The 24916-nt window shown below is 48.7% G+C and carries 21 protein-coding genes and 2 CRISPR repeat arrays (1 of these 23 only partly in view); of the genes, 14 read left to right on the top strand and 7 right to left on the bottom strand.

What is annotated here, in order from left to right; genetic code table 11:
* A CRISPR array of direct repeats spans positions 1-123; the repeat unit is 37 nt; unit sequence GTTGCAGCGCTAATCAGAGCCTTCGGGCGATTGTGAC (it extends 296 nt beyond the left edge of the window).
* Positions 124-1243: 1120 nt separating this feature from the next.
* The 12 genes from cas6 to Dvar_RS13555 all read left to right on the top strand — a co-directional run bounded on the left by cas6 (position 1244) and on the right by Dvar_RS13555 (position 14886).
* Positions 1244-2203: a CRISPR system precrRNA processing endoribonuclease RAMP protein Cas6 gene (gene cas6 / locus Dvar_RS13610; protein ID WP_419662248.1), complete on the top strand. Its 960-nt coding sequence runs from the start codon at positions 1244-1246 to the stop codon at positions 2201-2203.
* A gap of 135 nt (positions 2204-2338) precedes the next feature.
* Positions 2339-3508 carry a type III-B CRISPR module RAMP protein Cmr1 gene (gene cmr1, locus Dvar_RS13605; protein ID WP_419662247.1) on the top strand — a complete coding sequence of 390 codons (1170 nt, stop codon included), beginning with the start codon at positions 2339-2341 and terminating at the stop codon, positions 3506-3508.
* On the top strand, positions 3498-4736 hold the full coding sequence (locus Dvar_RS13600) for an RAMP superfamily CRISPR-associated protein (protein WP_419662246.1): 1239 nt from the start codon (positions 3498-3500) through the stop codon (positions 4734-4736). Before cmr1 ends, Dvar_RS13600 begins: the two co-directional genes overlap by 11 nt.
* Entirely contained in the window at positions 4736-7429 is a 2694-nt protein-coding gene (locus tag Dvar_RS13595; RefSeq protein ID WP_419662245.1) for a hypothetical protein, read from the top strand. Before Dvar_RS13600 ends, Dvar_RS13595 begins: the two co-directional genes overlap by 1 nt.
* 23 nt (positions 7430-7452) lie before the next feature.
* On the top strand, positions 7453-8538 hold the full coding sequence (gene cmr4 / locus Dvar_RS13590) for a type III-B CRISPR module RAMP protein Cmr4 (RefSeq protein WP_419662244.1): 1086 nt from the start codon (positions 7453-7455) through the stop codon (positions 8536-8538).
* Positions 8525-8947, top strand: coding sequence for a hypothetical protein (locus Dvar_RS13585; RefSeq protein WP_419662243.1), 423 nt, complete (start codon positions 8525-8527; stop codon positions 8945-8947). Before cmr4 ends, Dvar_RS13585 begins: the two co-directional genes overlap by 14 nt.
* Before the next feature lie 14 nt (positions 8948-8961).
* Positions 8962-9828: a hypothetical protein gene (locus Dvar_RS13580; RefSeq protein WP_419662242.1), complete on the top strand. Its 867-nt coding sequence runs from the start codon at positions 8962-8964 to the stop codon at positions 9826-9828.
* A 9-nt stretch (positions 9829-9837) separates the two neighbouring features.
* Complete coding sequence (locus Dvar_RS13575; RefSeq protein ID WP_419662241.1) at positions 9838-10890, top strand: hypothetical protein; 1053 nt, start codon at positions 9838-9840, stop codon at positions 10888-10890.
* Between the two features lie 7 nt (positions 10891-10897).
* Entirely contained in the window at positions 10898-11857 is a 960-nt protein-coding gene (locus tag Dvar_RS13570; RefSeq protein ID WP_419664108.1) for a reverse transcriptase domain-containing protein, read from the top strand.
* A complete protein-coding gene (gene cas1, locus Dvar_RS13565; protein ID WP_419662240.1) occupies positions 11854-12855 on the top strand; it encodes a CRISPR-associated endonuclease Cas1 in 1002 nt (333 codons plus the stop codon). Before Dvar_RS13570 ends, cas1 begins: the two co-directional genes overlap by 4 nt.
* Positions 12856-12860: 5 nt before the next feature.
* Positions 12861-13136, top strand: coding sequence for a CRISPR-associated endonuclease Cas2 (gene cas2 / locus Dvar_RS13560; RefSeq protein ID WP_419662239.1), 276 nt, complete (start codon positions 12861-12863; stop codon positions 13134-13136).
* A gap of 425 nt (positions 13137-13561) precedes the next feature.
* Positions 13562-14138: direct repeats of the CRISPR family, unit length 38 nt; unit sequence CGTTGCAGAGATAATCAGAGCCTTCGGGCGATTGAGAC.
* A gap of 472 nt (positions 14139-14610) precedes the next feature.
* Positions 14611-14886, top strand: a complete 276-nt coding sequence (locus tag Dvar_RS13555) for a helix-turn-helix domain-containing protein (RefSeq protein WP_419662238.1) — start codon at positions 14611-14613, stop codon at positions 14884-14886.
* Between the two features lie 361 nt (positions 14887-15247).
* Here Dvar_RS13555 and Dvar_RS13550 read toward each other — a convergent pair whose 3' ends face one another.
* Positions 15248-15874 (bottom strand): metal-dependent hydrolase, encoded by a 627-nt coding sequence (locus Dvar_RS13550; protein ID WP_419662237.1) that lies wholly within the window; start codon positions 15872-15874, stop codon positions 15248-15250.
* A 524-nt stretch (positions 15875-16398) separates the two neighbouring features.
* Positions 16399-16653 (bottom strand): hypothetical protein, encoded by a 255-nt coding sequence (locus tag Dvar_RS13545; protein WP_023400180.1) that lies wholly within the window; start codon positions 16651-16653, stop codon positions 16399-16401.
* A 170-nt stretch (positions 16654-16823) separates the two neighbouring features.
* On the opposite strand from Dvar_RS13545, the gene Dvar_RS13540 reads away from it, so the two are divergent.
* Positions 16824-17447, top strand: coding sequence for a DnaJ domain-containing protein (locus tag Dvar_RS13540; protein WP_419662236.1), 624 nt, complete (start codon positions 16824-16826; stop codon positions 17445-17447).
* Positions 17448-17509: 62 nt separating this feature from the next.
* Here Dvar_RS13540 and Dvar_RS13535 read toward each other — a convergent pair whose 3' ends face one another.
* Positions 17510-18961, bottom strand: a complete 1452-nt coding sequence (locus Dvar_RS13535) for an aminoacyl-histidine dipeptidase (protein WP_419662235.1) — start codon at positions 18959-18961, stop codon at positions 17510-17512.
* Positions 18962-19087: 126 nt separating this feature from the next.
* On the opposite strand from Dvar_RS13535, the gene Dvar_RS13530 reads away from it, so the two are divergent.
* A complete protein-coding gene (locus Dvar_RS13530) occupies positions 19088-19258 on the top strand; it encodes a hypothetical protein (protein WP_419662234.1) in 171 nt (56 codons plus the stop codon).
* A 33-nt stretch (positions 19259-19291) separates the two neighbouring features.
* Here Dvar_RS13530 and Dvar_RS13525 read toward each other — a convergent pair whose 3' ends face one another.
* From Dvar_RS13525 to Dvar_RS13510, 4 genes are all read right to left on the bottom strand, one after another.
* Complete coding sequence (locus tag Dvar_RS13525; RefSeq protein ID WP_419662233.1) at positions 19292-20092, bottom strand: inositol monophosphatase family protein; 801 nt, start codon at positions 20090-20092, stop codon at positions 19292-19294.
* A 263-nt stretch (positions 20093-20355) separates the two neighbouring features.
* On the bottom strand, positions 20356-20538 hold the full coding sequence (locus tag Dvar_RS13520; protein ID WP_419662232.1) for an FmdB family zinc ribbon protein: 183 nt from the start codon (positions 20536-20538) through the stop codon (positions 20356-20358).
* 350 nt (positions 20539-20888) lie between these two features.
* Positions 20889-22334: a DegQ family serine endoprotease gene (locus tag Dvar_RS13515; RefSeq protein ID WP_419662231.1), complete on the bottom strand. Its 1446-nt coding sequence runs from the start codon at positions 22332-22334 to the stop codon at positions 20889-20891.
* 153 nt (positions 22335-22487) lie between these two features.
* Positions 22488-24854, bottom strand: a complete 2367-nt coding sequence (locus tag Dvar_RS13510; protein ID WP_419662230.1) for a response regulator — start codon at positions 24852-24854, stop codon at positions 22488-22490.
* Positions 24855-24916: the final 62 nt, after the last annotated feature.

The following is a 24916-nucleotide window of genomic DNA, read 5'->3' as shown; positions in this document are numbered from 1 at the left end:
ACAGGCCGAAGTTGCAGCGCTAATCAGAGCCTTCGGGCGATTGTGACAGAAAATAAGGGTAAAGAATAATCTTGTCTGCCATATGCGTTGCAGCGATAATCAGAGCCTTCGGGCGAATAGATGGTTCAGAATTGGAGGGTGGGATTGAGGGTTAAATAAACTGTGAAAAGGGAATTCATTGATCGTTGAAATGAGCACGGATGATAAAAAAACGACCGCATTCCGGCAGCCCTAAAAACCTTCAGCCTTCCGCCTAAAAACCTAAAGCGATAGCGTCCTCTGAGCCTTCGGGCGATTGTGACTGACAAAAAGATACATATCGAACACTGACATGACTAAGTTGCAGCGATAATCAGAGCCTTCGGGCGATTGTGACGCACTTCCCACTGTGTTCCACTGACCGCCATTAGTGTACTGGTGTTGCAGCGATAATCAGAGCCTTCGGGCGAAATTATGGTTCAGGGCTGGTGTTACGGTTTGAGGGAAATAAAAAACGATCGCATTCCGGCAGCCCTAACAACCTTCAGCCTTCTGCCTAAAAACCTAAAGCGATAGCGTACTCTGAGCCTTCGGGCGATTGTGACCATCAGTTCCGAAGTACAACCGAGGATCCAGGAAGATGTCAAACGTTGCAGCGATAATCAGAGCCTTCGGGCGATTGTGACCATGGATGTAATTGCGTCTAACGATTATGTGGTTGCGTTGCAGCGATAATCAGAGCCTTCGGGCGAGAAGATGGTTCAAAATTGGAGGGAGGGATTGAGGGCTAAATAAACTATGAAAAGGGAATTCATTGATCGTTGAAATAAGTACGTGATGGTAAAGAAACGATTGCATTCCGACAACCCTAAAAACCTTCAGCCTTCCGCCTATCCCCCTTTATCATTACCCTGCCGAACCGCAGATATACCCTTCCTAAACTGGGCGATTGTCGAGCTTGCCGCATATACAAGGCAGATGTCTTTCCGCTATAGCCGCCTATGCGGGAAGACATCTAACGACGAAGATGCGGTGAGATCGGCAACCCCGTCAGGGGTTCAAATTCTGGAAGGCAATGATGACCTACCGTATCACCATGCTTACCCATTTTCATGTGTACCAGAATTTGAATCGCCCGGTTTAGGACCTTGATTATCCAGCCAAACAGTGCTATCGAAAAAACAGATTCAAAATATTTCCTTGTTCCATCCGATCCGATCCAAAGCGTACCACCCGTTAATAACCCGAGTATCGGGGTCGAACCATGAGCGCCACCGCACTTGGCCGCGAGCGGCCTTTTGTTTTCGAAACTTTTCGTTTTCATCTGCGCATGCGCACCTTCAATGTGCTACCGCCATACAAGGGTGCCTTGTTGCGCGGTGCCCTGGACAACACCTTTCGCCGCCTGGCATGTCCCCTGCCCCGCGAGCATTGTGAAAGCTGTTCACTTGCAGACCAATGCATCTACATCGCCATGTTTCATCCTCCGCCGCCGCCCGACTTCCCAGATGCCGGGAAATACGGGAATGCCCCTCCTCCTTTTGTTCTCAAACCGTCCGTTGATAACCGCCAGTCCTATCATCCCGAGTATCCGCTTGAATTTGATTTGATGCTCATCGGCAGGGCATTGGACGCGATCCCCTACTTCATCTATGCCATCGACCGCATCGGCCGCCGCGGCCTGGGCCGCGAACGCGGGCGCTACCTGCTCCAACAGGTAACCCTTTGTCGCAATGGACAAAACCCGGTGATCTATAGCAGTGACGACCAGATCCTGAAAGCCTTGCCACCCAAAGAACCCTATACGGAAAGGCCCCAATCACCGGTTGAATCCGTTACCCTTGAACTGCAAACACCACTGCGCATCAAACAAAGAGGGAAACTGGTCACCCGGCTCGATTTCGCTACCCTGTTTGGCGCCCTTGCCCATCGACTGACCCTGCTCAGCGCCTTTTACGGCAAGAACGGGACACCGGACTTCACCGCCCTGCTATATCAGGCCAAGCAGATTGAAACGGTGAAGGACGAAACATTCTGGTACGACTGGCCGCGCTACTCCACGCGCCAAAAGGCAATGATGAAACTTGGCGGACTGAGGGGCAGGATTTCATTTGCCGGTGACCTGACGCCGTTCGTTTCCTGGCTGCAATTGGCCGAGCGGGTGCATGTCGGGCAGGGGGTTACTTTTGGGTTGGGGGGGACAAAATTATGGTTTGACCTTTAAAAGGTTAAGGCTCCAGATTGATTAAGGGTAAAATTTGTTAGGTAAAGCCCACGAGCACTTTTATAAATGATGTAAAGGAAAAAACTACATTTAAAGAATAAGCGTTTTAAACACTCAAAAAGAAATAATGATTTTATGACAGAGGAAACCATTATCTTGCAAACACTGACGCCACTGTGGACAGGTGGGACGGACGGTGACAGCAACAAAATTCATTTGACCGGCATCGTGGGCTCCCTGCGCTATTGGTATGAAGGAATTGTGCGAGTGCTCGGTGGAAGCCCATGTATACAAGTAACCGATAGTCCTGATGAAAAGCATAGCCCCTGCCGCTATGTAGTAGAAGACAGCAATACGTCGCAGGATCTGAGACTTTGCCCGGTGTGTAAACTTTTTGGAACAACAGGATGGAAAAGAAGATTTCGCATCAGCATGTCCGGTTTGATTTCCCAACCTCTGTTTTTCATGGCCAGCCGACCGGTGCAAACGCAAACCACCTCATGGTTCGAACTGATTTATAAAAGCCGGAGAATAAAGGGTGGTCGAGGCATACTATTTCAATCAAGTGCGTTATGGGGACGAGCCGAATTGAAAATTATAGGCGACAAGGAAGCCGTAAACCGGATTATTGCGCTTTTGGGATTTATGGAGCGGTTTGGCGCAATCGGTGCAAAGACACAAAACGGATTTGGGCAGTTTAAGATTGAACCAAAGGTAACTGGACTGTTAATCAATGAGGAATTCAAAGCCCTCGCCGCTGAAATCGTAAGAAACAACGATGAGGTTTCTAATAATAATGTTTATTTTTCCATCCAAGACTTTTTCTCGCATACATATCAATTAAAACATCACAATTCCTATTTTTCACAATTGAAGGCTATTGGCGAAAAAGTTCCAGATGGCGCAAAAAAGTTGTTCTACCCCTGCGCGTTTGACCTCCGTTACAAAAACCAAATGCGGCAGGGTCGAAACAGCGGCTTGCGACAATTTTTTAAGAATTCAAAATGGTCTAAAAAAACGGCCGCTAAGCTTTTCGGAACGGACAAGAAAAACAGTTGGGATCAAAATAACTGGGCCAGCCACATCCATGTGAGTCACCCTTTTCGATTGGACCAAGACGGAAACTGGCTGCTGAAGATATGGGGTACCGTTCCTGAAGGACTTTGGAATAGCCATGAAAAGCATCCCGATCGGAATGAGATTGAGTCTATCATCAACGAATACATCAGTGGTCGGCAGGGCATGTTTCCCGGCAGCACCATAGTCTGTCGATATAAAAAAAAGGACTGGTTCAATGGCGATTGATACGTCACAAAAAGAACTGTATGCGGGTTTTAAAGGAATCAAGACCGAGCAAGTCACTGAAATCCTTTCTCACCGTGATTTTGCTCTGTTCACCCGCATCGAACTTTTAGCTGCGGCGCTACCGACCGGGCTTAAAGAAACTGCCAGGGAGCATTATCGATTGCTGGTGCAGTCAGAAGAAGAAGTACATGATGCCTGTAAGCAAAGCCTTGATTTAATGGAGCGGCTTGGTCTGAACGAATCGCCGATCAAGGCCCTGGATGGCATGCCCGTGTACTCGGCAGGTCTTCAATTGAAATTTAAAACCGCCAAGCCTTATCTAAGCAAGGACGATGATGCGTTCTTCATCCATGACAACCCGGTTCGCAAGGAAAAGGTGTTCCGGATTCCTTATATGCCGGCGTCCGGATGGAAGGGGTGCCTACGGGCTGCTGATGGCGCCCATTTTCTGGAAGAAATAGGAAAGGAGATAAACAACATTCCGGGAGATCAATCGGGTGTGGAAAATATCGACTTTAGTGCAATCTGGAACAAACGTATACGCCGTGTCCGCATCTTCGGCAATGAAAACGCCGTCTGGAAAAGGCATTTTAATACAGCAATCACTAATGCAATTTCCCGCAAATTCAAACGGAATGCCGAAGATCATCCGCGTTTCGAACAGGACCGGATCACCGATGAATTTAACGATTATCTTAAGCAAAACGGCTACATGTTGGACAACGTTGAAGGATATGGCGGTCATCTACACTGTTTTCCAACCTATTTTGATCGGATAGGACTTGAAGTTATCAACCCCCATGATCGCCTGAGGCGTGTGGGCACGCAGCCAATTTATTTTGAATCCGTACCGTCTGGCACTGAAGGCGTGTTTGGATTTTTATACCTGTTCAAAAGTGCCGGTTCAGGTGGCGCCTCGGTGAAAACTATGCCCGATACAAACATAAGTCTGGGGCATCAATTGGCCGAAGATCTGGAGATATTGGGCCAAGCAACACATGATATGCTACTGTTAAGTGGTTTCGGTGCCAAAACCAGTTCAGGTTTTGGTACAGCGGAAAACAACCTGGTAGAACAGGGAGTGTTGCAACTAAAAATGCCGTACCCGGAAGCTTTAGAAAATGGCACGGCTGAGTCCTGCCTGTGGCAGGTTCCTTTCAATACAATCAAAGATCTTAGAAAAGGTTTTTCAGCCATGGCCACATCTTTAAGACAGGGAGCCGTGTAATGAACGCGCTGCAAGTGTTAACAAATAACAGAGATGCCCTTCTCATTGCCGAAGCAGGGGCGTTTATACACAACATCGGCAAGATGGGCAGCATATTTTTAGAATACCAGCGCGATGAAAATCAAAACTATGCGTACCAGGCTATCGTGGGACTTTTTGCCGGATGGGCAGAGAAGCATCAAGATGAGTTAACAAAGGATGAAAGAAATGTATTTAAGGATTATATAGACAAATCTCACAAGCCTGTGACTTACCAATTTCTTGATGATACTACGAAAGCGCTTTTTAAGGAACGTTTGCTTCACCTTCCCCTCCCATTCAACAAAAGGCCATACGCAATAGGTGAATTCATCGAGTTTCAAAATTATGGGAGGTGGTATAATCCCTTTAACAAGAAAGGGAACCTAAAATCCCAAGGCTCCGGAAAGCAGATATTGGCACGACATGATCCTGAACAGTACCCCGACCTTTCTGCCAGCGAGTTACTCGAAGCGGTTCATCACGTCGCATCGGGAGAGGAAAAGGAGGTTTTTAGAGCTGAAAAACAGTTAACAGCACCGACATATATTTCCTCGGCCTTTGAATATGAAAAAGAAATTGATGAAAACAAACTCGATCGGGACCGAAAAACATTGCTGGAGAAGTTCAAAATATACATAGATGAATTGCGTTCAGATCGTGATACGGGCAAAAAGGCAGATATGCGGAGTGAATTTTATGCGCTTGCAAAAAATTTAATGGTCACTTCGATTGCCGATACACAGCGGCCGATCAACGATGTTACCCTTTGGGATATATCCCATTCCGTGGCGTCGCTCTATAAATCCGCATTAGCTGCATTTATTTTGACAGGAACCATGTGGAGCAGTACACCTCATGATAACATTTCCTGGCGTTATTTGTTGGTATCCGTGGGGGGTACCGCATTCTGGAACCGCGCAGACCGGATTCCAGACCTTATCGGACGGCGTGCCAGCCTTAATAATGCGCTTGACCAAGTCAGACGGCTCCTTGAGTTTGAGATCCCGATGGGCAACGAAATCTACCGGGATGAATCGGGAAGCCTATTCACTGTCCCTGATTTGGATGGCCTCTTGACCATGAAAAGTGATGAAAATCAAGACTTGAGAGAAAAAATTCTGGCCTTCTTCAAAAATGATGACCTGCATGCTGAACTGGGCATTCACGTTGATATCGGCAAGGATCTGCTCACAGGCAAGCACACCCATATTTGTGAGACGCTGGACAAACGTATCACTGATCTTGCTCCGAGGCCTGAGTGCATCGAACTTTACTGGCAAGATGATGTCCGACCGGGTAATGCACAAATCTGCCCGGTTTGCGGTATCAGACCTGCTGGTGGTCCTTATTTAGACCTGGGCCGATCATTTATGCACTGGGCTTCTCATGAAAAAGCTGCTGAACGCGGCATTTGCCGGTTTTGCCTGCAGCGTCGCAGCCGGCGCGCGCAGGAATGGTCCTGTAACCATGCATTGCGCCAAACAGAAACGATATGGATCGATGAGGCTGCCGATGCCAATCAGCGTCTGGTTCTGTTGGCCGGTCACTTTGACTTGAATGGATGGATCAAAGGGGAACACATCGAGACATTGGGAAAACCGCCGACGTTTGCCCGAACCCGCCGCTGCTGGGACACCACTTATACCTTCTGGCATGAGATCAAAGAGCAAACCCTGTTGTTGGCGCTAAAGGACCAGTTGGGATGGCGATTAACCATCCACCCCGCCGAAACGAATAAAATCAAGGATGGTGCTTTAGGAAATTGGTTTACGTATGAGACCGATGTTGGCGGGCAGCGTATACCCCTTTGCTGGCACCCGGCGCAGGGTAGTGCAAAAGGTTTTTTTCGAACCTGTGCCAACTTGAAGCATGTGGACTTTGAATCCTTACGTAAAAAAACTCGCAATAGAAAAAAGGCTGTCAAAGCTTTGTTCAATCAAAAACTATCCATTTATTCCGCTGGTAAACAGCGGCACCGGCAAAAGGAACCGATTATCGTTTTAAACGGCTGTGTAGCGGCCGATATAGAAGAATATTTTCCCTTGATACCACTCATGATAGAGCCATCCTCGTTCATGGTTTTGCTGCCGGCCGCAACGGGACTTGAGGCAATCAATCTTATCAATGAAAAATACCAGCGGGAAATATGCAAGGTTAAAGACAACCTTCCTTTGAAGCTTGGCGCGGTCTACTTTCCCAAACGAACACCTGTACGCGCGGTTATCGAGGCCGGCCGCCGCATGATCGTTCAGAAAGGTATGAAAAGCAGTTTTGACTTCGAGTATCTGGACACCGCAAACCGGCGCCACAACATCCGCTATGACGATAGCGGTCGAAGGTGTACACTGCCCTGTCGTCCATATGGGCTGGAGGCCATTCTACGTCATCAAAAAATCTGGAGTACTTTTTCAAGACTTGCCATCTCGCAACAGTATCAAATCATACAACGCATTGAAGGCAAACGTGACGATTGGTTTGGCCGGCGATTCTCCAATGCATATTTGAATGATCGTGTTTTTCAACAATTTGTTTTCGATACCCTGAACGGTGCCCAGTGGCCGGGCCATTGGAATACACTTTCGCAAGAAGATCGTCAGATTATCGTCAATGCCGGCGTTTCAGGCGAACTGGCCGATATATTCGAACTATATCATTCTATAACATCAACCTGATTCAATCCCAAAGGACATGTAACATGATGAATTATCAAGCACTCCATTTTTTACTCATGTCCGTCGATCCTATCCATATCGGCACCGGCGGTTATCGGCTTGGACGGGTGGACAACAGTATTGTGCGGGAACCCGGCACCGGAATTCCTAAAATTCCCGGTTCCAGCATTCATGGCGCTGCCCGCGCCTACGCCGCTCGAATGTATGGAGACCTGGAAGCGGCGGGCAAAGACCACCACAACGCCGCACACGGGCCGGCTAATCCAGTTTTGTACACCTTCGGAACCGCCGCCGAAACCGAAATGGAAGGTGAGGAAACCGGGCATAAGAGCAAGGCTTTTTCAGGCGTGGTCAATGTGTTTGATGCGCAAATTCTTTTTTTCCCGGCCCATTCATTGGCCGGACCGGTATGGGTATCTACGATCAAGCGCCTTTACAAAGCCGGATTTGAAGACAGTGATATAAAAATAGATGAAGAAATCGAAACCGGACAGTATAAAAGCACGCTGAAACAAACCGGCCCCATCAACCTTGGATGGCTCGTCCTCGACCATGCCGGAAAAGTCGATATAAACCCATGCAAAAACTGGAAGGAAGAAAAACGTTGGCTGGAGATTAAAAATCGCATTGTACTGGTCAATGACAAAATGTTCAGTCATATCGTCAACAGCAATCTGGAAGTGCGCACTTCGGTAAGTATCGATCCTCATCGCGGAGCCGCAGAAGAGGGTGCCCTTTTCACATACGAAGCCATTCCGAGGGCCACTTTTTTTACAATGGACGTTGTTATCGACAACTATCGAACCGACCGATTCCCAGATCTTGAGACGATTGAAAGCTTCGCAGCCTGGGTGAAAAATAAAGTACCTGACCAGATGAAAGAGAGAATGCAAGCAAACGGATGGACAGAGGCTGTTTCTATCGAAGCTAAAGGTCATACAAACAGCGTGGGGCTAAACTGGCATAGCCCAAAAGATGTCTTTCTAGCCGGTTTGAGCCATCTTCAATGGTTAGGCGTCGGTGGAATGGGGACACGCGGGTTCGGACGCATCGCCGTTGTTGGAAACCGTTGCATTAATGAGGAGAAAGAGAGAAATGGAACAAACTAATCGGTTTTCGAACATCGACCATATGGCAGCCCAATGCGCCCAGGCAATAGTCCACGATACATGCACTTCGGAAAACAAATCGCTTGTCGATGCCGTCATTACAAAGGCACTGGGTGTGATTCAAGAAGACGGCGTTTATGCCGGTGCGCTGTTTCTTTGTTCACGATCCAGTAAAGACAAAGATATCGCCCAAAAGGTCATGCAAGCCATCCTGGATCTTGTCGAAAAATTGAGCAGCGCAATGAAATTCGGATGGGTAGTGGAGCCATCCATTAAACAGGAGCCGGAAAAAATTTTTAAATTTCTTACCGACAATGTTACATGCGATCTTGAACGGCTCCTCATTGTCAGGGAGACCCTTGAACGAATGATGGTGTACGCCAGGTACGGCGTCAAAGCAAAAAATTAGCAAGGAAGGCTAAAATGGGATGGAAGGTTTACCACATCGCACTACGCTTAAAGACGCCGTTGCATGCGGGTAGAGGGCAAAGTGGCAACTTGCTTGTTTCCGGGACCTATGTCACTGGACGGACACTTTGGGGTGCGTTAACGGCACGCTTGACAAGAGATTCAAACGCATCTCCAAACGCAAAAGACTATCGTGACATGGGTGGGCGTATAAACGAACAAATAGCGTTCACTTATTTTTATCCAGCAATTCGAAAAAATAACGAATATCGCCTTATTTGGCCGTGGTCGCAAAATCAAACGGATCCGATTCGCGCAAGCCGCATCGCAACTGCTCTGGACAATTACCAGGGAACATCAGAAAACGGTGCGTTATTCGAGGTTGAGTGTATACCTCCTTACGATTTGGATGCCTGCAGTCCTGTTTATTTAATCGGGTATATCTTTGCAATGGATGATGAACTTAAGTGGGAAAACGTATTGGACCGGCTGCAACTCGGATCTGAACGATGTTATGGATGGGGCCGGGTCACGAAATCTGCATGTGATGAAATTCAAATCGGCAAATCCACTTCCATCTTTAATGGGATGGTGAGTGTTGATATTTCAGATCCAACCGTTAGGCCAAAACTCTTTGTGTGTGCCACTGCGAATGCTCCGGGACGATTGCTGGCGCATACTCGATTAGCAAAAGGTAAGGTACAGGGTGAAACGGAACCGCTGGTCACCCGGGAATGGCAAGCTGGCGCTGAGCTCGCCTCGGGTCCCGGCAGGAAAGTAAAATACCACGGTGTATTTTACAGTCCGGGTAGTAAAGTATTCACAAACTGTCAATTCCTGATCGGTAAGAATGGCATATGGGAGGCTATTCAGTCGGAATAGGAGTTATTAATGCCAGAAGCCAAATTTGGGACCGCCCTTGACAAAGTCCGCCAGCGTCGTCGATTTTTATTTGAACTGATTGTTTTTGCATTTTTTTTTGCCATTTGTGTAAATTTTTTTTCAACAGCTTTGTTGGAGTTGATGCGGCCCGATGCTCAGAACACCGGGTTTTGGGTGTGGAATCTGGTAATCTCTGGAGGAGTATTATTGGTAGTTGTTCTAGTAGCGTTCCAAATTGCCTTCTTTAAAACAGCTCACGAAGAGACAGCCATTGGGATTACGTTGCCGTTGCGAGTGGACACGATACAAAAAACGGTATCTGTGGAATTACTGGCTGATTACGAACCGGCCGATCGGGCAAAAAAAGCATTTGAATTCAAAAAATCAGAGGCGATACCCGTTTTTTTCAAAGATTGGCCGCTTTGTAAAAATATCAGCCAGAAAGATTTCGGGCCTGACAACGTTTGCTGGAACCTGCTCGCGGAACTTATAGAAGCATTGTTGGTGATTATGTTGCGCGAATTCGGCAAGCGATCCCTAACCCACAAAGCCATGTACTATTCGGTTTTCAGGCGATTCGCGGGTAAGATCCCTAACCGGCAATTGAATTCGAATGAATGGCCGACAAGACTAAAAGCCAACCGATTTCTAAAAGGTCAAAAGATCAAGCAGATTCTTCTTCCAGATTGGATACACCTTGAAACCCCGTTACCATTAGCAAGACCTAAAGGGAAACCACTGAGTCGAGAACTCCGACTTACCACAAAAAACGGCAGCCTCACCTTTTACACCATCCCCTATTGGACAACGTTGCGTGATCCATTCAAAATAGCAAATCAGTTTCATATAGAGAAAGCGGAACAGGTCTGCTTTCTTCGTATTGTAGTGGTAGTCCGGCAAGAATTACGTGGCGGTCTTCATGCAGGGAAAAACCTGTTCTTCAATGACACAGAAATGACACTGCAATATCTTTGGTTTCAATCCCTGGTGAGAACCGCTTTTTTACACATGGATTGGGGGCGTTATCTCCGAGGTGAAGGATCACCAGACGAGGAAGTTTAAATTGAATATGATAAGACATATTCTCTCGACAGAAAATTTCATTGCCGGATTCGAGCGCGTCGAAGCCTCCCAAGGCATGGCCGGCGTTGACGGTGTAACCATCCGCGAATTCAAAAGCGGCTTGGAGATAAATCTTCGTCAATTGGTTTTTGAAATAAAATCCAACACCTACCATCCGCTTCCGCTACTGAGATTCGAGGTGGCAAAAAAGGACGGAAATCCCCGACCCCTGGCCGTTCCTGCTGTACGCGATCGCGTCGCCCAGGCCGCAGTGCTGAATATTATCCAGCCGATCCTGGAAAAAGCGTTCGAGGATGTCAGCCATGCCTACCGCAAGGGACGTTCGGTAAAAACGGCTGCCAGGCAGATCAAAAAACTGCGCGATAAAGGCTACCGTTTTGTTGTGGAAGTTGATCTGGACGCCTATTTCGACAATATTGACCACATGCTCCTCGAAGACAAACTGCGCCACCACATAAAAGATGATGCCGTGGTTGGCTTGCTGCGCCGTTGGATTCGCAATGAGGTCTATGACGGCAGGAAAATTTATATCCCGGAAAAGGGAATTCCACAGGGATCGGTGGTTTCCCCTGTACTGGCAAACCTGTTTCTGGATGATTTTGACGAGGAAATGATACGTCGCGGCTACCAGCTCGTGCGCTATTCCGATGATTTCATCATTCTGGCTAAGTCGGCAAGCGAAGCCAGGGATGCCCTGGAACTTACCGACAAAGTCATGGCTTTGCATCATCTCAGCCTGGATGACGAAGACACGGGCATTACAGATTTTGAAAAGGGTTTTAAATATCTGGGGCTGACCTTCATTGGCGATTCGATTATGGTGCCTTTTGACCGGGCACCTGCTACGAAAAAAATACTCTACATGCCACCGCCATTGGATCTTAAACGTTATCTGGCCAACCGTAAGTCTGTCACAGCCGGGCAACCCCAGAGGCCAAATCCATGACCTTCCTCTACCTCACCGAACAAGGCGCCGTATTGAAGAAAACCGGTCAGCGCCTGATCGTCGAAAAGGACGATCAAAAATTGCTGGACATCCCGGCGGCCAAAATCGAGGGGGTGATGATATTCGGAAACGTTCAGTTCACTACCCAGGCGGTGCAGTTGCTTTTACGCAAGGGGGTTGAACTGGCCCTCTTTTCACGCAGCGGGCGGTTGCTGGGCCAGCTTACCGATCCAGCCACCAAGAACATCGATCTGCGTAAAGCGCAATTTAAACGTCATGGGGAGAAAGACTTCGTTGAAGCCTTGGCTCGGCGGCTGGTGGATGCCAAATTGGCCAACTGCCTGGAGTTTGTAAAGCAGTTTGGTCATAACCATCCGGATACGGCGTTGGACGAAGAAACCGAAGAATTGGAAGCGTTGCGCCCTCATGTTGATCGAGCGATGGAGCTATCGACGCTATTGGGGCTTGAAGGCAGCGCCGCAAGAGTCTATTTTCAGGCTTTTGCCAAGATGATCCGCCATGGTTTTTCCTTCACCGGCCGCCGACGAAGACCGGCCACCGACCCGGTCAACGCCCTGCTATCCCTGGGTTATACGATGGTTTACAACGAGATCGCCTCCCTGCTGGACGGCATGGGGTTCGATCCCTACCTGGGATATTATCATCAACCCAGATACGGACATGCCACGCTGGCTTCAGATCTACTGGAAGAATTTCGCACACCGTTGGTGGATCGTTTTACACTGAAAATTATCAATAATCGTGTTTTTCAGGAGAGCGATTTCTATCTGCACCAGCCATCGGGTGCCTATTATCTGACGGATGCTGCGCGAAAACAGTATTTCGCCGATTACGAGCAGTTCATCAGCCAACCGACCGCCTGCGCAAAGGATGAAACCGAAACAACCTTCAGGAGACTGTTCCGTCGCCAGGCCGAACGGCTGAAAAAAGCCGTGATCGATAACACAATGTACCAGCCATTTATTTTCAAATGGTAGACGATATGCTTTACACCATCAGCTATGATATTCCCGACGACAAGCGCCGCCTAAAAATAGCAAAAATTTTGCTGGACTATGGACCACGGGTTCAGTATTCGGTATTCGAAGCGGAGTTGGATGAAAAAGTCCTGGATCGCCTCCGGCAACGGATTTTGGCGCAGGTAGACCAGACCGAAGATAGCGTTAGAATTTATCCGCACTGCGCTTTTTGTGTAACCAAAATAGAAATCATCGGACAGGGAACCGTATCCCAAGATCCTGAATTTATAATAATCTAAGTTGAGCGATTGTCGAGCTTGCCGCAGGTACAAGGAAGATGGCTTTCCGCTATAGTCGCCTATGCGGTAAGCCATCAGACGCCGGTCGAAGATCCCGCCGCCGGGAAGATGCGGTAAGATCGGCAATCCCGTAGGGTTTCAAATTTTGGAGTTGGATAATAGTCTAACACGTCAATAAGATAGCGATATTCCAAGACAACCAAAATTTGAAACGCTCAACTTGGGATTAATATAGTGGAGCCTTATACAACAGGCAAAATGCGACGAGGTTACCATTAAAAGATTAATCCACTGATTTTATATACAATATTAACTATCACAGATATTCAGCAGGCATATGGTGAAAGGTCGTAAGAAACAAAAATTTGGAGGTTACCATTTTTATTGGTATAACCTATTGATTCTAAGGATAAAAATCGGGCCGCTGTTGCAGAGATAATCAGAGCCTTCGGGCGATTGAGACATCGTTTACGGACTCAACAACGCAGGATAAGCTGATTCCGTTGCAGAGATAATCAGAGCCTTCGGGCGATTGAGACACGTTGACCGGGTTTGCCGACTACATCGAGGCCAACGTTGCAGAGATAATCAGAGCCTTCGGGCGATTGAGACCTTTCTAGTGGCACCCAAATATTTCTCCCAATATATTTCGTTGCAGAGATAATCAGAGCCTTCGGGCGATTGAGACTCTTGTACCTACCTTTCTTTCTCTTTTCTTCTGTTAAATATGTTGCAGAGATAATCAGAGCCTTCGGGCGATTGTGACACATCAATAAAACCATCAGCCGTCAACGAAGAAGCATTGCCGTCGCAGCGATAATCAGAGCCTTCGGGCGATTGTGACGGTGATTGTCGTTTTCATTAATATACCATTTTGACAAATTACGTCGCAGCGATAATCAGAGCCTTCGGGCGATTGTGACGGTGATTGTCGTTTTCATTAATATACCATTTTGACAAATTACGTCGCAGCGATAATCAGAGCCTTCGGGCGATTGTGACCTATAACTAGCGAGCAAACCAACAACAAGAGAAGAAATGACGTCGCAGCGATAATCAGCGCCTTCGGGTGAATAGATGGTTCAGAATTGGAGGGAGGGATTGAGAGTTAAATAAACTGTAAAAAGGGGATTCATTGATCGTTGAAATGAGTATGGGATAATAAAAAAACGATTGCATTCCAGCAGCCCTAAAAACCTTCAGCCTTCTACATAGTGCCCATCCAGAAACGGCGCCTCTCACCAGCTTCCGGCGTTGGGCAACAAATTCAAATCCTCAAAATATTATCGATATTCCTCCGGTTTGAATTTGTTGGCCGCCTTGGCCTCGGGCGAAATTCACCACTTCTGGACGGACACTACCTAAACACCTAAAGCGATAGCGTCCTCTGAGCCTTCGGGCGATTGTGACACTTTCGTCAAATGGCTCGGCCGGCATAAAGAGTAAGATAAAATCGATCCATCGGAGGTGAAACATGAATATCCGCCCTGTTAAAACGGAAGAAGACTACGATGCTGCTCTGGCACGCATCGAGGAACTATGGGGCACTGATCCGGGGACTCCAGAGGGCGATGAGCTTGATGTGTTGCTTGTTCTCGTGGGGGCGTATGAGGATCAACACCATCCGGTCCCTAATCCGTCTCCAATCGAGGCTATCCGCTTCGTGATGGAACAAAAAGGGCTGAAAAATTCGGATCTCATTCCTTACCTGGGTAGCCGTCCACAGGTATCAGAAATTTTAAATGGATAGCTATGGCTTACACTAAGAATGACAGGGCAACCGCATTCGGAACCGAATTCTGCAAAAATAGGGTCGCAGGCATGGCCAGCTCCTACAAAAACCCGCACATGGCTAAACCGTTGGCGGTTGTAAGAGCTGGCCATGCCTGAGAAAAACATCAACACGATCCAAATGCGGTTACCCTGCTGAAAATGATTCGTTCTTTGCACTCAGGCCTTGGTATCCAAGCTGAAATTTTGATTCGAGCCAATTCAACATATTCGGCCTGCTGATCACTGATCAAGGCTTTTAAAGTGAGTTAATTAACCTTATGCCTTCTGCCTAAAAACCTAAATCAACAGCGCCTTCAGGACCGCCGCGGATTGCGCTGCTATACAAAAATGGCGGCAGTCGCACCGCAAAGCGTGCAATACACAATCAATGTCGCGAATATGCTTTTTGAATAAATTTTCATGGCCGTGCCGAACGAACGCTTGAAGACCGGGACCACGCCGGCTTTAAACGTCACGGCACTCAATTCATCAAGAATCAGATGGTTGATACAGCCGATGAAAATGGCGATTCCCACGGCCAGGGCCAGATCGGGGCCGGATGAGAGATAAAGCAAGTATCCGATTTCACCGCAAAGCGCCGAGAACGGAATGCTATGCATGATTCCACGATGGACGGTTATTTTTTTGAGTAATTCACAGATGACGTTGTTGATAAACACATACGAACCAACAAAGTAAAAGACCAGAAATTCGATCGATGGGGTGACGTAAGCGGATACCTTGTCCAGCAACAACGCCGGCACAAGCACCGAAATGGTTCCGAAAAGAAAGTTCACCGGTTTGCCGGTATCGCTGTCCAGATCCGGCAAGATCCCCCCCAGGGCGCCCATGACGGCGACGGAAAACACCTGCAGGCCATTTAAATGCAGGTATAACGCACTGACAATCGCAATACCGGCCCCGGTAGAAAGACCGCTGGCAAGGTGTGTTTTGAATTCAGCCATTTTTCCCTGCTTTTATCTCTCCGGCCCTAATCCTCTCATAATAAATGAGAAAATTATGAACATCTATATGAGAAATCAATATCTTTACCCATTTGATATTATTTAAAATTATCGATTACTAAATTTATCAGTAGCGAATATCATTGTTTAATGACGATGTCAAAGGATTGAGAAAAACAACAGCAATTGTAATTATGCCATTTCGAACTTTTCGATTACGATTACGAGCACCGCACAGCTTAAGCACGAGCACGACGGGCATTGGCATTTTCGTGCTCGTGCTCGTGCGCGTAATCGTAATCGATCGATGAAATTTCTGCTGAACACCTTCAAAATTACAATTGCTGGAAAAACGATGATCGGATAGCCTGTCCAAGGTTTGGCAAAAGCATAAAAAAAAGGCTGCCTTGCGACAGCCCTAACATCCTTCAGTGTTCAGCTTAATTCCCTGAGGCATCAGGGCGACCGGCCGGTCGCCCCTACGGGGGGAAATTATCGGATGGGGCGGGAAAAATAAGCGCCCCCTATCGCGCGGCGCGTTTCACCGCCCGCTGCAGGAAGCCGGTGATTTTCTTGGCCGGCCAGGCCGTCACCGACCAGCCAATGGCCATGATCATCAACCAGACCACCGCCTCGCCGGCGTGTCCCAGGCCCCGTCCCTGGGTTACCATGGGGCCCAATATGACAGCAAAGACAAACCCGGCCAGGATGCGCCAGGTATCGGGTGATAAAAGCAGATAAAAAAACAAATATGAAAAAGTAAGCGGTCGATTGGCCATTTCCACTCCCGGTTTCGCCGTGTCTGTATTGCTATGCCCACGATAGGGCTATTCGTTCATTACATATGGGTGCTTTGCATAATTGCTTTTTTCGGCCGGGTCAAGCCCCAGATTGACGTCGTGACTTTTTTCACTTATGTTAAGGCACACTAATTAATCGGGAAACGTACATGGATTTGACAACAAGTTATAAAATCCTGGGGATTGATTCTCAAGCTGATAAAGATAGCGCCAAGCGGGCATACAAAGCCCAGGTCCGGCGCTGGCATCCGGACCAGTTCCCCGAAGGATCAAGCCTCAAGGCGGCGGCAGATGAACAGTTAAAGCAGATCAACATCGCCTATGCCCGGGTCAAGTCACACCTGGCCCTGCAGCGTCCAGCAGCCGTCGACCCGCAACCCGAAAGCCCTCCCCGTCCGTCTCCAAAAGCATCCAGCGATGACAACGCGCGCCATCAAGAAAAACCGCGGCGCTCATGGGTGGATCACTTATTCGACACCCTCAACGCCTTTGCCGGCAGCCGATCCAATAGTTCACAAACGGCCCCCAATACGCGCGCCCAACCAAAACAAAACCGAACCTTTGAACAGGTCCTCGATGAAATGACCGGCGGAAAAACCCCAACCGAGAAAACACAAAAAAAATCCGCTGGCCGTGATACCCGCCGCAATTACGCTGAAATCTATAAAAAATATCGACGCCAGAGCAGCAGTGTAGCCGGGGTGGACCCCATGGAAAGCAAGGGGCCGGTCAAACCGGTTAGCCGGGTCAGGGGGATCGGCAGAAGCCGCTGACTGAACGAACACTAACTATAACCCATTCTGAAATGCCCAATCGGCCTATTTACAGATGAGCACTAAGTAGCATAAGAGGCAAGCAAGCCGACCAGCAACCGCCAGACCTTTTCAACGGAAGGAAGATGTAGCCGTTCTGAAGGCGAGTGGGGATTTTGCAGCGTTGGTCCCAGGGAAATCATGTCCATTCCGGGGCATCGATCACCGATCACCCCACACTCCAGCCCGGCGTGCATGGTTTGTACGATCGGTTCCACACCAAAAAGATCCTGATATACCGTCTTGCACTGCTGGAGCAGCCTGGATTCAGAATTCATGGGCCACGATGGATATCCTACGCTGGTATGCACCTCGGCGCCGCAAAGGTGTCCCATGGCCTCGATGGTCCGACAAATCGCATCCAAACGGGAAGGAATGGCGGCGCGCTGGCTGGAGGTCACAACCAGCTGTCCGGATTGCATGGTAAGGACAGCCAGGTTGACGGAAGTGCTCACCAGCATCGGGTCGTCAAGCTCCATCTCAACCGGTCCGCTGGGCAGGGCCAGCAACAAGTCCGCTATTTTTGCCGTATCGTGTTGGCTGACACGACGCCGATCTCCATTGGCGGCTTTCTCCTCATCAATGTCGATGGTCATATCCGGCTCGGTCCGGTTGAATTCGCCGCGAATCACCTGGGCGCAGTTGTCCATCGCCTGTTTCACGGCAGCCACATCCTTCCGGCTGCAGGCAATATGGGCCTGGCACGTCCTCGGGATCACGTTATTGGCCGTTCCCCCGTTAATGTCAACGATGCGGACCGGCCCGGCCGTCAGGCCCGCGCCGAGCAAACGCCCCACAATCGTGTTGGCGTTGGCGCGATGCTTGGCAATATCCACACCGCTATGCCCCCCTCGCATGCCCGTGGCGGTAACGTTCATGATGACATCGTCATTGCCGAGATCTTGCTCATCCAGCGTCAGTGTGATGGTCGTTGTTCGCCCGCCGGCACAACCGACCACAAAAACCCCTTCGTCCTCTGAATCGAGATTGACCAGGATCCGGCCACGCAACAGGGATGGGTCCATTTGCATCGCGCCGGTCAGTCCGGTTTCTTCGTCCACCGTAAAAAAAAGCTCCAGGTCGGGATGGATGACATCCGGATCATCCACCAGGGCCAAACTCAGTGCAAGGGCAATCCCATTGTCCGCCCCCAACGTGGTATCCACGGCGGTCAGCCACTCACCATCTTGAACCATGCGGATGGGATCCGTGGAAAAATCGTGATCGGAATCGGCATGCTTTTCACAGACCATGTCCATGTGGCCCTGCAAAACGACCGTCGGCGCCGGTCCGAATCCAGGGGTGGCCGGTACTTGAATCACGAGGTTGCCAACCGTATCGACATTGGTGGTCAGGCCCCTTTTCGCAGCCCATTGTTGCAGCCACTGGCGGATCCGCTGCTCCTGTTTCGAACAGCGCGGTATACGGTTGATTTGCTCAAAATAATCGATGATCTTTCCGGTCGCCTGCTGCATCGTCAGTCGCTCCTTATGGTTTGGACCATTGACCATTGTTGATCAAGTTTAAGATAAGCGGGAAACCGCCGATAATAACGGTCAGAACATTAGTGGTAAAGGGGAATCCACAAAGGTAATCGGGCCATGAATACCAAATTTTTGTTGATCACTGCGGTGTTGTTTTTTTTCTCGTGGAGGAAGGTCGCCGACGATTTTTTATTATTCTGTGCCCTTTTTGCCGCTGCCCTGAGCATTTGCGTTTTCATCTACCGTATGGAAAATGTCCATCATATGGCTGACGATGAAAATGATTAACCCCTCACCGCTGACATTCCATTCCATTTGTCATCAGCGCCGCTTTTCCAGATAGCCTAAAACCACCTGACAACTGCCCGTTGCCGTCACCAGCAGGTGCTCGTCAATCCGCTCACCATTTAAATGATCATTCAAATAGAATCGTTCGCCGCTGGTTTTATAAAACTGTCCACCGGCGGCTTCCACGATCATGCGCGTCGCGGCCAGGTCCTGAAAGCTTTCATTGGCGGTCAGCGCCACATCTCCTCTGCCCATGGCCACATAACACAAATGGGCGCCGGTGCATCCCAAATTTCTTATTTTTCCTGGAAATTCGGAGAGGTAATGCCGATGGAATCTGGAAAAGGTGAACATCACGCTCTCATCATCGATGATCCGGTCGCGCCCCATATGGATGCGTTTATCGCCCCAGTAGGCGTCGCCGCCCGCACGGGCATGAAAAAGATCGCCGGTGGCCGGCATGTAAAAGGCACCCATCACCGGCCAGAAATTTTCCAACAACGCCAGGGACATGCCCCAGATGGGAATACCGGCCTGGTAATTATCCACCCCATCAATGGGATCGAAAATCCACAGGTAGCGCCGGCTGTCATGGGTATAATGGGTATCCAGCGTTTTGCTGGTAAACACCAAATGATCGGGGAACTGGTTGTCTAGTGCCGCTTGAAAATGCTCACTGATCTGCAGCTCCGCGCGGGTAACCAGCCTTTCATCGAATTTAGCGGTTCCCCTTCCCTGCCCAAAGCGTTCCAATGCCACCTCTCCTGCGCTTTGGACGGCGCTGATGGCAAAAGCCGATAAGGATTCAATTTGATGCGTTGGCGCTTGTGTCATGTCCCCCCCCGCTCGTTAAACTACAGGTTATCAGACGATATGAATATGGCTATCGAAACAAAAAAAAACAGCCTATCCTTCGGACAGGCCGGTATGACAAATTGCCAATGGTCGACGATCAAACAGCAACAGGGTTGTTGATGAAGCAACACGAAATGGTGATGAGTAAACTTTCAAATAAAAAAATTTGGGACTGTTTGATTGGAGGGTGGACGCCTTTAAGGCGTTCCCCGATTCCCCTAAAAAGAAATCGGGGTGGCCGGTCATTTCTTTTTTGAGGCGTATCCATCGGCATACCATCCACCACCTTTTAATTCAAAGCTGCAGGCGGAAATGATTTTTTTGGCCTGTTTATGACATTTGGGGCATTCAATGGTTTTGGTATCCATACGGACCAACTCTTCGGTAATTTGACCACATTCGCACTGAAATTCGTAAACCGGCATTTCAAGATCCTTTCTGACTCAGCCAGCCTGGTTTGATTGCTGGAAGTCTTTCGTTTTGGAGTCAACTTAGTTCTGTTTAATCCGCATGTCAAGCCCCGAAAAATACCCTTTGTGGTCAACCCTGGCGGCCTTTTCGAAGAAAGCGGACGCGTTGTCATTTTCGCAACGCGTCCGCTCTTTCATAGCCTACAGCGCGGTTGACACCCAACCTTCATTTTCGGTCAAAAGCAAACAAGCATTAGCTATAGTGTTTAAGATAATGTTTTTGGCAAGGCTAGAGGGAGGAAGCTGTATAATCAATACCGCGACGACCGATAACGCAGCCCAAAAACATTATCTTGGATGCTATATCATTTTTGCTCGATCTTAAGCACCAGGTATCCTGCATTACGCCGGTGAATCAGCAGTTGAATATTTTCGTCGTCACTGTATTTTTTCATCAGTTGTACGAAATCACTACGATCCTTGACCAGTGTCCGGTTGATTTCCTTGATGATGTCCCCGGGACGCACATCCGCATCCTGGGCGCGGCTACCGTCCTTGACATCGGTCACCAGCACGCCGTTTTCATTTGCATCGATACCGAACCGACGGGCAATGTCAGAATCCAGATCGGTCACCTCAATGCCCATCTCTTCGCTATCCCGGCCCTCTGCCAACTCGGCCTTCTGGTCGTCATCCCGTTTGGCCAGGGTCACGGTCAGGGTTTTTCGTTTCCCGTCACGGATCAGATCAATCTTGGTCCGATGGCCCACCGGTGTGTTGGCAATCATCGAGGAGAGCTCACGTCCAGTGGAAACCGCTTTACCGTCAACAGATAAAATCACGTCGTTGGCTTTTACCCCCGCTTTATCCGCGGGATCATCCTCGAATACCTGAGTCACCAGGACGCCTTTTTCTTCACTCAACCCATAGTAATTAGCCAGTTCCGGTGTCAGGTCCTGAATTCCCACCCCCAGCCACCCACGGGTCACTTCCCCTTTGTCTTTTAGCTGGCCGAGGATTCCTTTGGCCAAGTTGATGGGGATGGCAAATCCAATGCCCTGTCCACTGGCAATAATCGCCGTGTTGATTCCCACGACCTCGCCATTCATGTTCAACAACGGGCCACCACTGTTGCCGGGGTTGATCGATGCATCGGTCTGAATAAAATCATCATAAGGTCCAGAGCCGATAATACGCCCCTTGGCACTCACGATACCGGCGGTAACCGTTTGTTCGAGGCCAAAGGGGCTGCCGATGGCAACCACCCACTTGCCCACCTCCAATTTGTCGGAGTTACCCAGTTCAAGGGGCCTAAGATTTTTAGCGCCTTTGATCCGGATCAGGGCAAGGTCGGTTTTGGGATCCCGCCCAACCAATTCCGCATCGAACTCTTTGTCGTTGGATAAAATCACTTTTATCTGATCGGCATCTTCAATCACGTGGTTGTTGGTAACGATGAAACCGTCTTTATCAATGATAAATCCGGATCCAAGGCTGCGCTGCTTAAAGTCTCGTTGATTGCCCTCTCCCTGAAATGGGCCGAAAAATTCGTCAAACGGATTCCGATTACCGCCAAACGGATTGCCAAAGAAATGCCGGAAGACCGGACTGCCACCTTTGATAATCTTGACGGTCCGGATATTGACGACGCCCGGTTTGGCCTGGTCAGCCAACTCACTGAAACTTTCCGGAGCCGAAAAAGCATGCACCGTTTGGATGGATAGGGGGCATGTCCACAGAAAGACGACGGCAACGAATACTGACAAGAGCAATGGAAATGAAAATTGCAGGCGTTTGGTTCTAATCATCATGGACCTCCTGGTTGATGCGTCTAATCGATTACAATTTGTTTAAACAGCAATTTCATTGAGTGCTGTATTTAGCATTATGAAAATAGCCACCATGGGTTACGATAAGGTTACGCAAAGATTACCAATTGGTAATTATTACGGATTCAGTCCCGCTCACCGATCGAGTTTGATTTTGGCATACGTGTCAGCGGAGCCATCCGAAAAGGAAGTGGTTAGCTGTTCGCGGATTGCCGCTCCGATTTGTTCCATGCGGTAGGGTTTTTTGAGGTATCGACCGGCTCCAAGGCGCTGAACTTCAAGAACTCTCTGTGACTCCGAGAATCCACTGGTAATCACAGCCTTTTGTTCCGGCGCAATGGCCAAAATTTCTCGGTAGGTGTCAAGGCCGTCCATGTCAGGCCCCAATATCATATCAATCACCATAACCGCCACGGGATGTTTTTTTATATATTCAATCGCTTCCTTGCCACTGGCCACGGCATCCACCTGGTAACCCAGCCGTTTTAACATAAATGTGGCCAGTTCCCGTTGCTCTTTGATATCATCCACCACCAAAATCGGTTCACCATTGCCACGATAACTATCCAAGGATCGCTCGCTGACCTCTATTTCACCATTTTGTCCTGTCACCGGCAGGTAGATATCGATGGCGCTCCCCTGGCCTTCAACACTGCGTGCGTCAAAAAATCCGCCATGGTCCTTTACCGTCCCCCAAACCACGGCCATGCCTAGCCCGGTTCCCGGATGATCCATCTTTTTTTTGGAATAAAAGGGTTCAAAAATTCGTTCCAAGTCATATGATGCGACGCCAGGGCCGGTATCCGTCACCCGCAGCCGAATGTATTCCCCTTGGGGAATCGTCTCGAATCCCACAATCGGATGATCAAGGTAAATATTCTGGGTGCTCAGCGTCACGACGCCGCCCTCGGGCATGGATTCCGCGGCATTTTTCACCAGATTGATTACGGCCCGCTTAACATGGTCGGCCGATCCAGTGGTCTTGAATAGCGCCGAAGCCAGGTTTGAACGAATGCTCAAAAAGGGGTAGTCGGGCTTCAGCTTGGCCAGTTCAGCCCCTTGCAGGCAATCTGTGATAATTTGGTTCAAATTAATCGTATGGGTAACAGACAGTCCCCGCCTGGCCAACATCAGCATATCCTGAACAATGGCTGCGGCTTTTTCTCCCGTCTGTTTAATATTGTCAACAATGGTTCGCGATTCACTATTTTCGGGGAGGTCCATGAGCAACAGCTCCGGATACCCGACCAGTCCTGAAAGAATATTGTTCAATTCATGGGCGACGCCACCGGCCAACGTGCCGATGGCCTCCATTTTCTGGGCCCTTTGCAGGCGCGCTTCCATCTGCTTCATCGACGTGACATCCGTTGCCACCTGAAGCTGGACCAACCGTCCGTCTTCCCACGTCACCGCACGCGAAAAAATTATATAATTTCTTGAATTCTTTGGATTTTGTGATTCCCAGGACCGACTTTCCCCTGGTTGACCGTTTTCGTCCAGCAGCAGCTCTGAACTACAATTGGAACAAATGGTTTTCCTCCCCACCAGCGCTTTGTAGCAAGGCTGCCCCACAATATCGTCACCAAAAATTTGCCGGGTATGACGGTTGGCCAATAAAATTTCATGGGTTTTGATATCCACAACATAAATATCCGCATCGATGCTGTCCAGGATGATTTCAAGTCGCTCACGACTGGCCCGGGACTTTTTTTCAGCCTGTTTTCTCTCGGCGATTTCTTTGTTCAAATCCCGATTGATGCGTTGAAGTGCCGCTGTCCGCTCCTCGACGCGTTGCTCCAGATTTTTGTTGATGTCCTCTGTCTTCTCTTTTTCACGCTCCAAAAGATGGTTCAGGTAAAAATTTTTGCGTTGCTGGATTTCAATCGAATAACAAATCAGCATGCCCAATACATTGATTCCCAGAAAATGCGATCCGTTAATCAATTGGATTACACCCGAGGCTTCCATCAGCTGCATCATGATTAGCTGATAACCGCCAACCACCATCAAACCGGCCAGGGAAGCGGTAATAAAGCGGGCATGGATAAACGTGTACCCGAAAAAAACACAAAAAATCGTGCCAACGCCATAGAAATAGGATTCAGGCTGCGGCGTGATCATGACCATCGCCACGTAAGCATATCCAGTCACCATGATGTAAAGCGCATTCATCAACTGCCACACCTGCCGGTAAACCTGGGTGTAGGAAAAAAGCAGGCCAATTAAAAATATCGGACAGACGATAGCGAAACGAATGAACAGCAGCTGACCTAGTTGATCGGGAAATACAAAAACATCCAACAGGCCGAAAATACCGAAGAAAAGAGCGGCATACAATTTACATCGGCGCACATGATCCAACGAATTCAAGAAATAGGCTTCACGAAACGGCTTTTCGAGCGTCCTATAAGTTCCCGAAAAACACAAAGTAATCGGGTTCAGGCTTACGCGTAGCCTGCTGTACGGAATGGCGACGTCAATTTTTTTCTTTTTCAAATTCATGGCTTTTCATTGCTTATCGCCCTGATAGGATAAAAAATAAAATAAAAACAGAAATCATGCAG

Origin of the sequence: Desulfosarcina variabilis str. Montpellier, assembly GCF_048565275.1 — a bacterium.
Taxonomy (GTDB): Bacteria; Desulfobacterota; Desulfobacteria; order Desulfobacterales; family Desulfosarcinaceae; genus Desulfosarcina; species Desulfosarcina variabilis.
The sequence above is the reverse complement of the archived record's forward strand: the minus strand, read 5'-3'. Positions and strand labels throughout refer to the sequence as shown.

Coding starts and splice junctions, on each gene's coding strand:
- cas6 (WP_419662248.1), top strand. CDS start 1,244: ATGAGCGCCACCGCACTTGGCCGCGAGCGGCCTTTTGTTTTCGAAACT.
- cmr1 (WP_419662247.1), top strand. CDS start 2,339: ATGACAGAGGAAACCATTATCTTGCAAACACTGACGCCACTGTGGACA.
- Dvar_RS13600 (WP_419662246.1), top strand. CDS start 3,498: ATGGCGATTGATACGTCACAAAAAGAACTGTATGCGGGTTTTAAAGGA.
- Dvar_RS13595 (WP_419662245.1), top strand. CDS start 4,736: ATGAACGCGCTGCAAGTGTTAACAAATAACAGAGATGCCCTTCTCATT.
- cmr4 (WP_419662244.1), top strand. CDS start 7,453: ATGATGAATTATCAAGCACTCCATTTTTTACTCATGTCCGTCGATCCT.
- Dvar_RS13585 (WP_419662243.1), top strand. CDS start 8,525: ATGGAACAAACTAATCGGTTTTCGAACATCGACCATATGGCAGCCCAA.
- Dvar_RS13580 (WP_419662242.1), top strand. CDS start 8,962: ATGGGATGGAAGGTTTACCACATCGCACTACGCTTAAAGACGCCGTTG.
- Dvar_RS13575 (WP_419662241.1), top strand. CDS start 9,838: ATGCCAGAAGCCAAATTTGGGACCGCCCTTGACAAAGTCCGCCAGCGT.
- Dvar_RS13570 (WP_419664108.1), top strand. CDS start 10,898: ATGATAAGACATATTCTCTCGACAGAAAATTTCATTGCCGGATTCGAG.
- cas1 (WP_419662240.1), top strand. CDS start 11,854: ATGACCTTCCTCTACCTCACCGAACAAGGCGCCGTATTGAAGAAAACC.
- cas2 (WP_419662239.1), top strand. CDS start 12,861: ATGCTTTACACCATCAGCTATGATATTCCCGACGACAAGCGCCGCCTA.
- Dvar_RS13555 (WP_419662238.1), top strand. CDS start 14,611: ATGAATATCCGCCCTGTTAAAACGGAAGAAGACTACGATGCTGCTCTG.
- Dvar_RS13550 (WP_419662237.1), bottom strand. CDS start 15,874: ATGGCTGAATTCAAAACACACCTTGCCAGCGGTCTTTCTACCGGGGCC.
- Dvar_RS13545 (WP_023400180.1), bottom strand. CDS start 16,653: ATGGCCAATCGACCGCTTACTTTTTCATATTTGTTTTTTTATCTGCTT.
- Dvar_RS13540 (WP_419662236.1), top strand. CDS start 16,824: ATGGATTTGACAACAAGTTATAAAATCCTGGGGATTGATTCTCAAGCT.
- Dvar_RS13535 (WP_419662235.1), bottom strand. CDS start 18,961: ATGCAGCAGGCGACCGGAAAGATCATCGATTATTTTGAGCAAATCAAC.
- Dvar_RS13530 (WP_419662234.1), top strand. CDS start 19,088: ATGAATACCAAATTTTTGTTGATCACTGCGGTGTTGTTTTTTTTCTCG.
- Dvar_RS13525 (WP_419662233.1), bottom strand. CDS start 20,092: ATGACACAAGCGCCAACGCATCAAATTGAATCCTTATCGGCTTTTGCC.
- Dvar_RS13520 (WP_419662232.1), bottom strand. CDS start 20,538: ATGCCGGTTTACGAATTTCAGTGCGAATGTGGTCAAATTACCGAAGAG.
- Dvar_RS13515 (WP_419662231.1), bottom strand. CDS start 22,334: ATGATGATTAGAACCAAACGCCTGCAATTTTCATTTCCATTGCTCTTG.
- Dvar_RS13510 (WP_419662230.1), bottom strand. CDS start 24,854: ATGAATTTGAAAAAGAAAAAAATTGACGTCGCCATTCCGTACAGCAGG.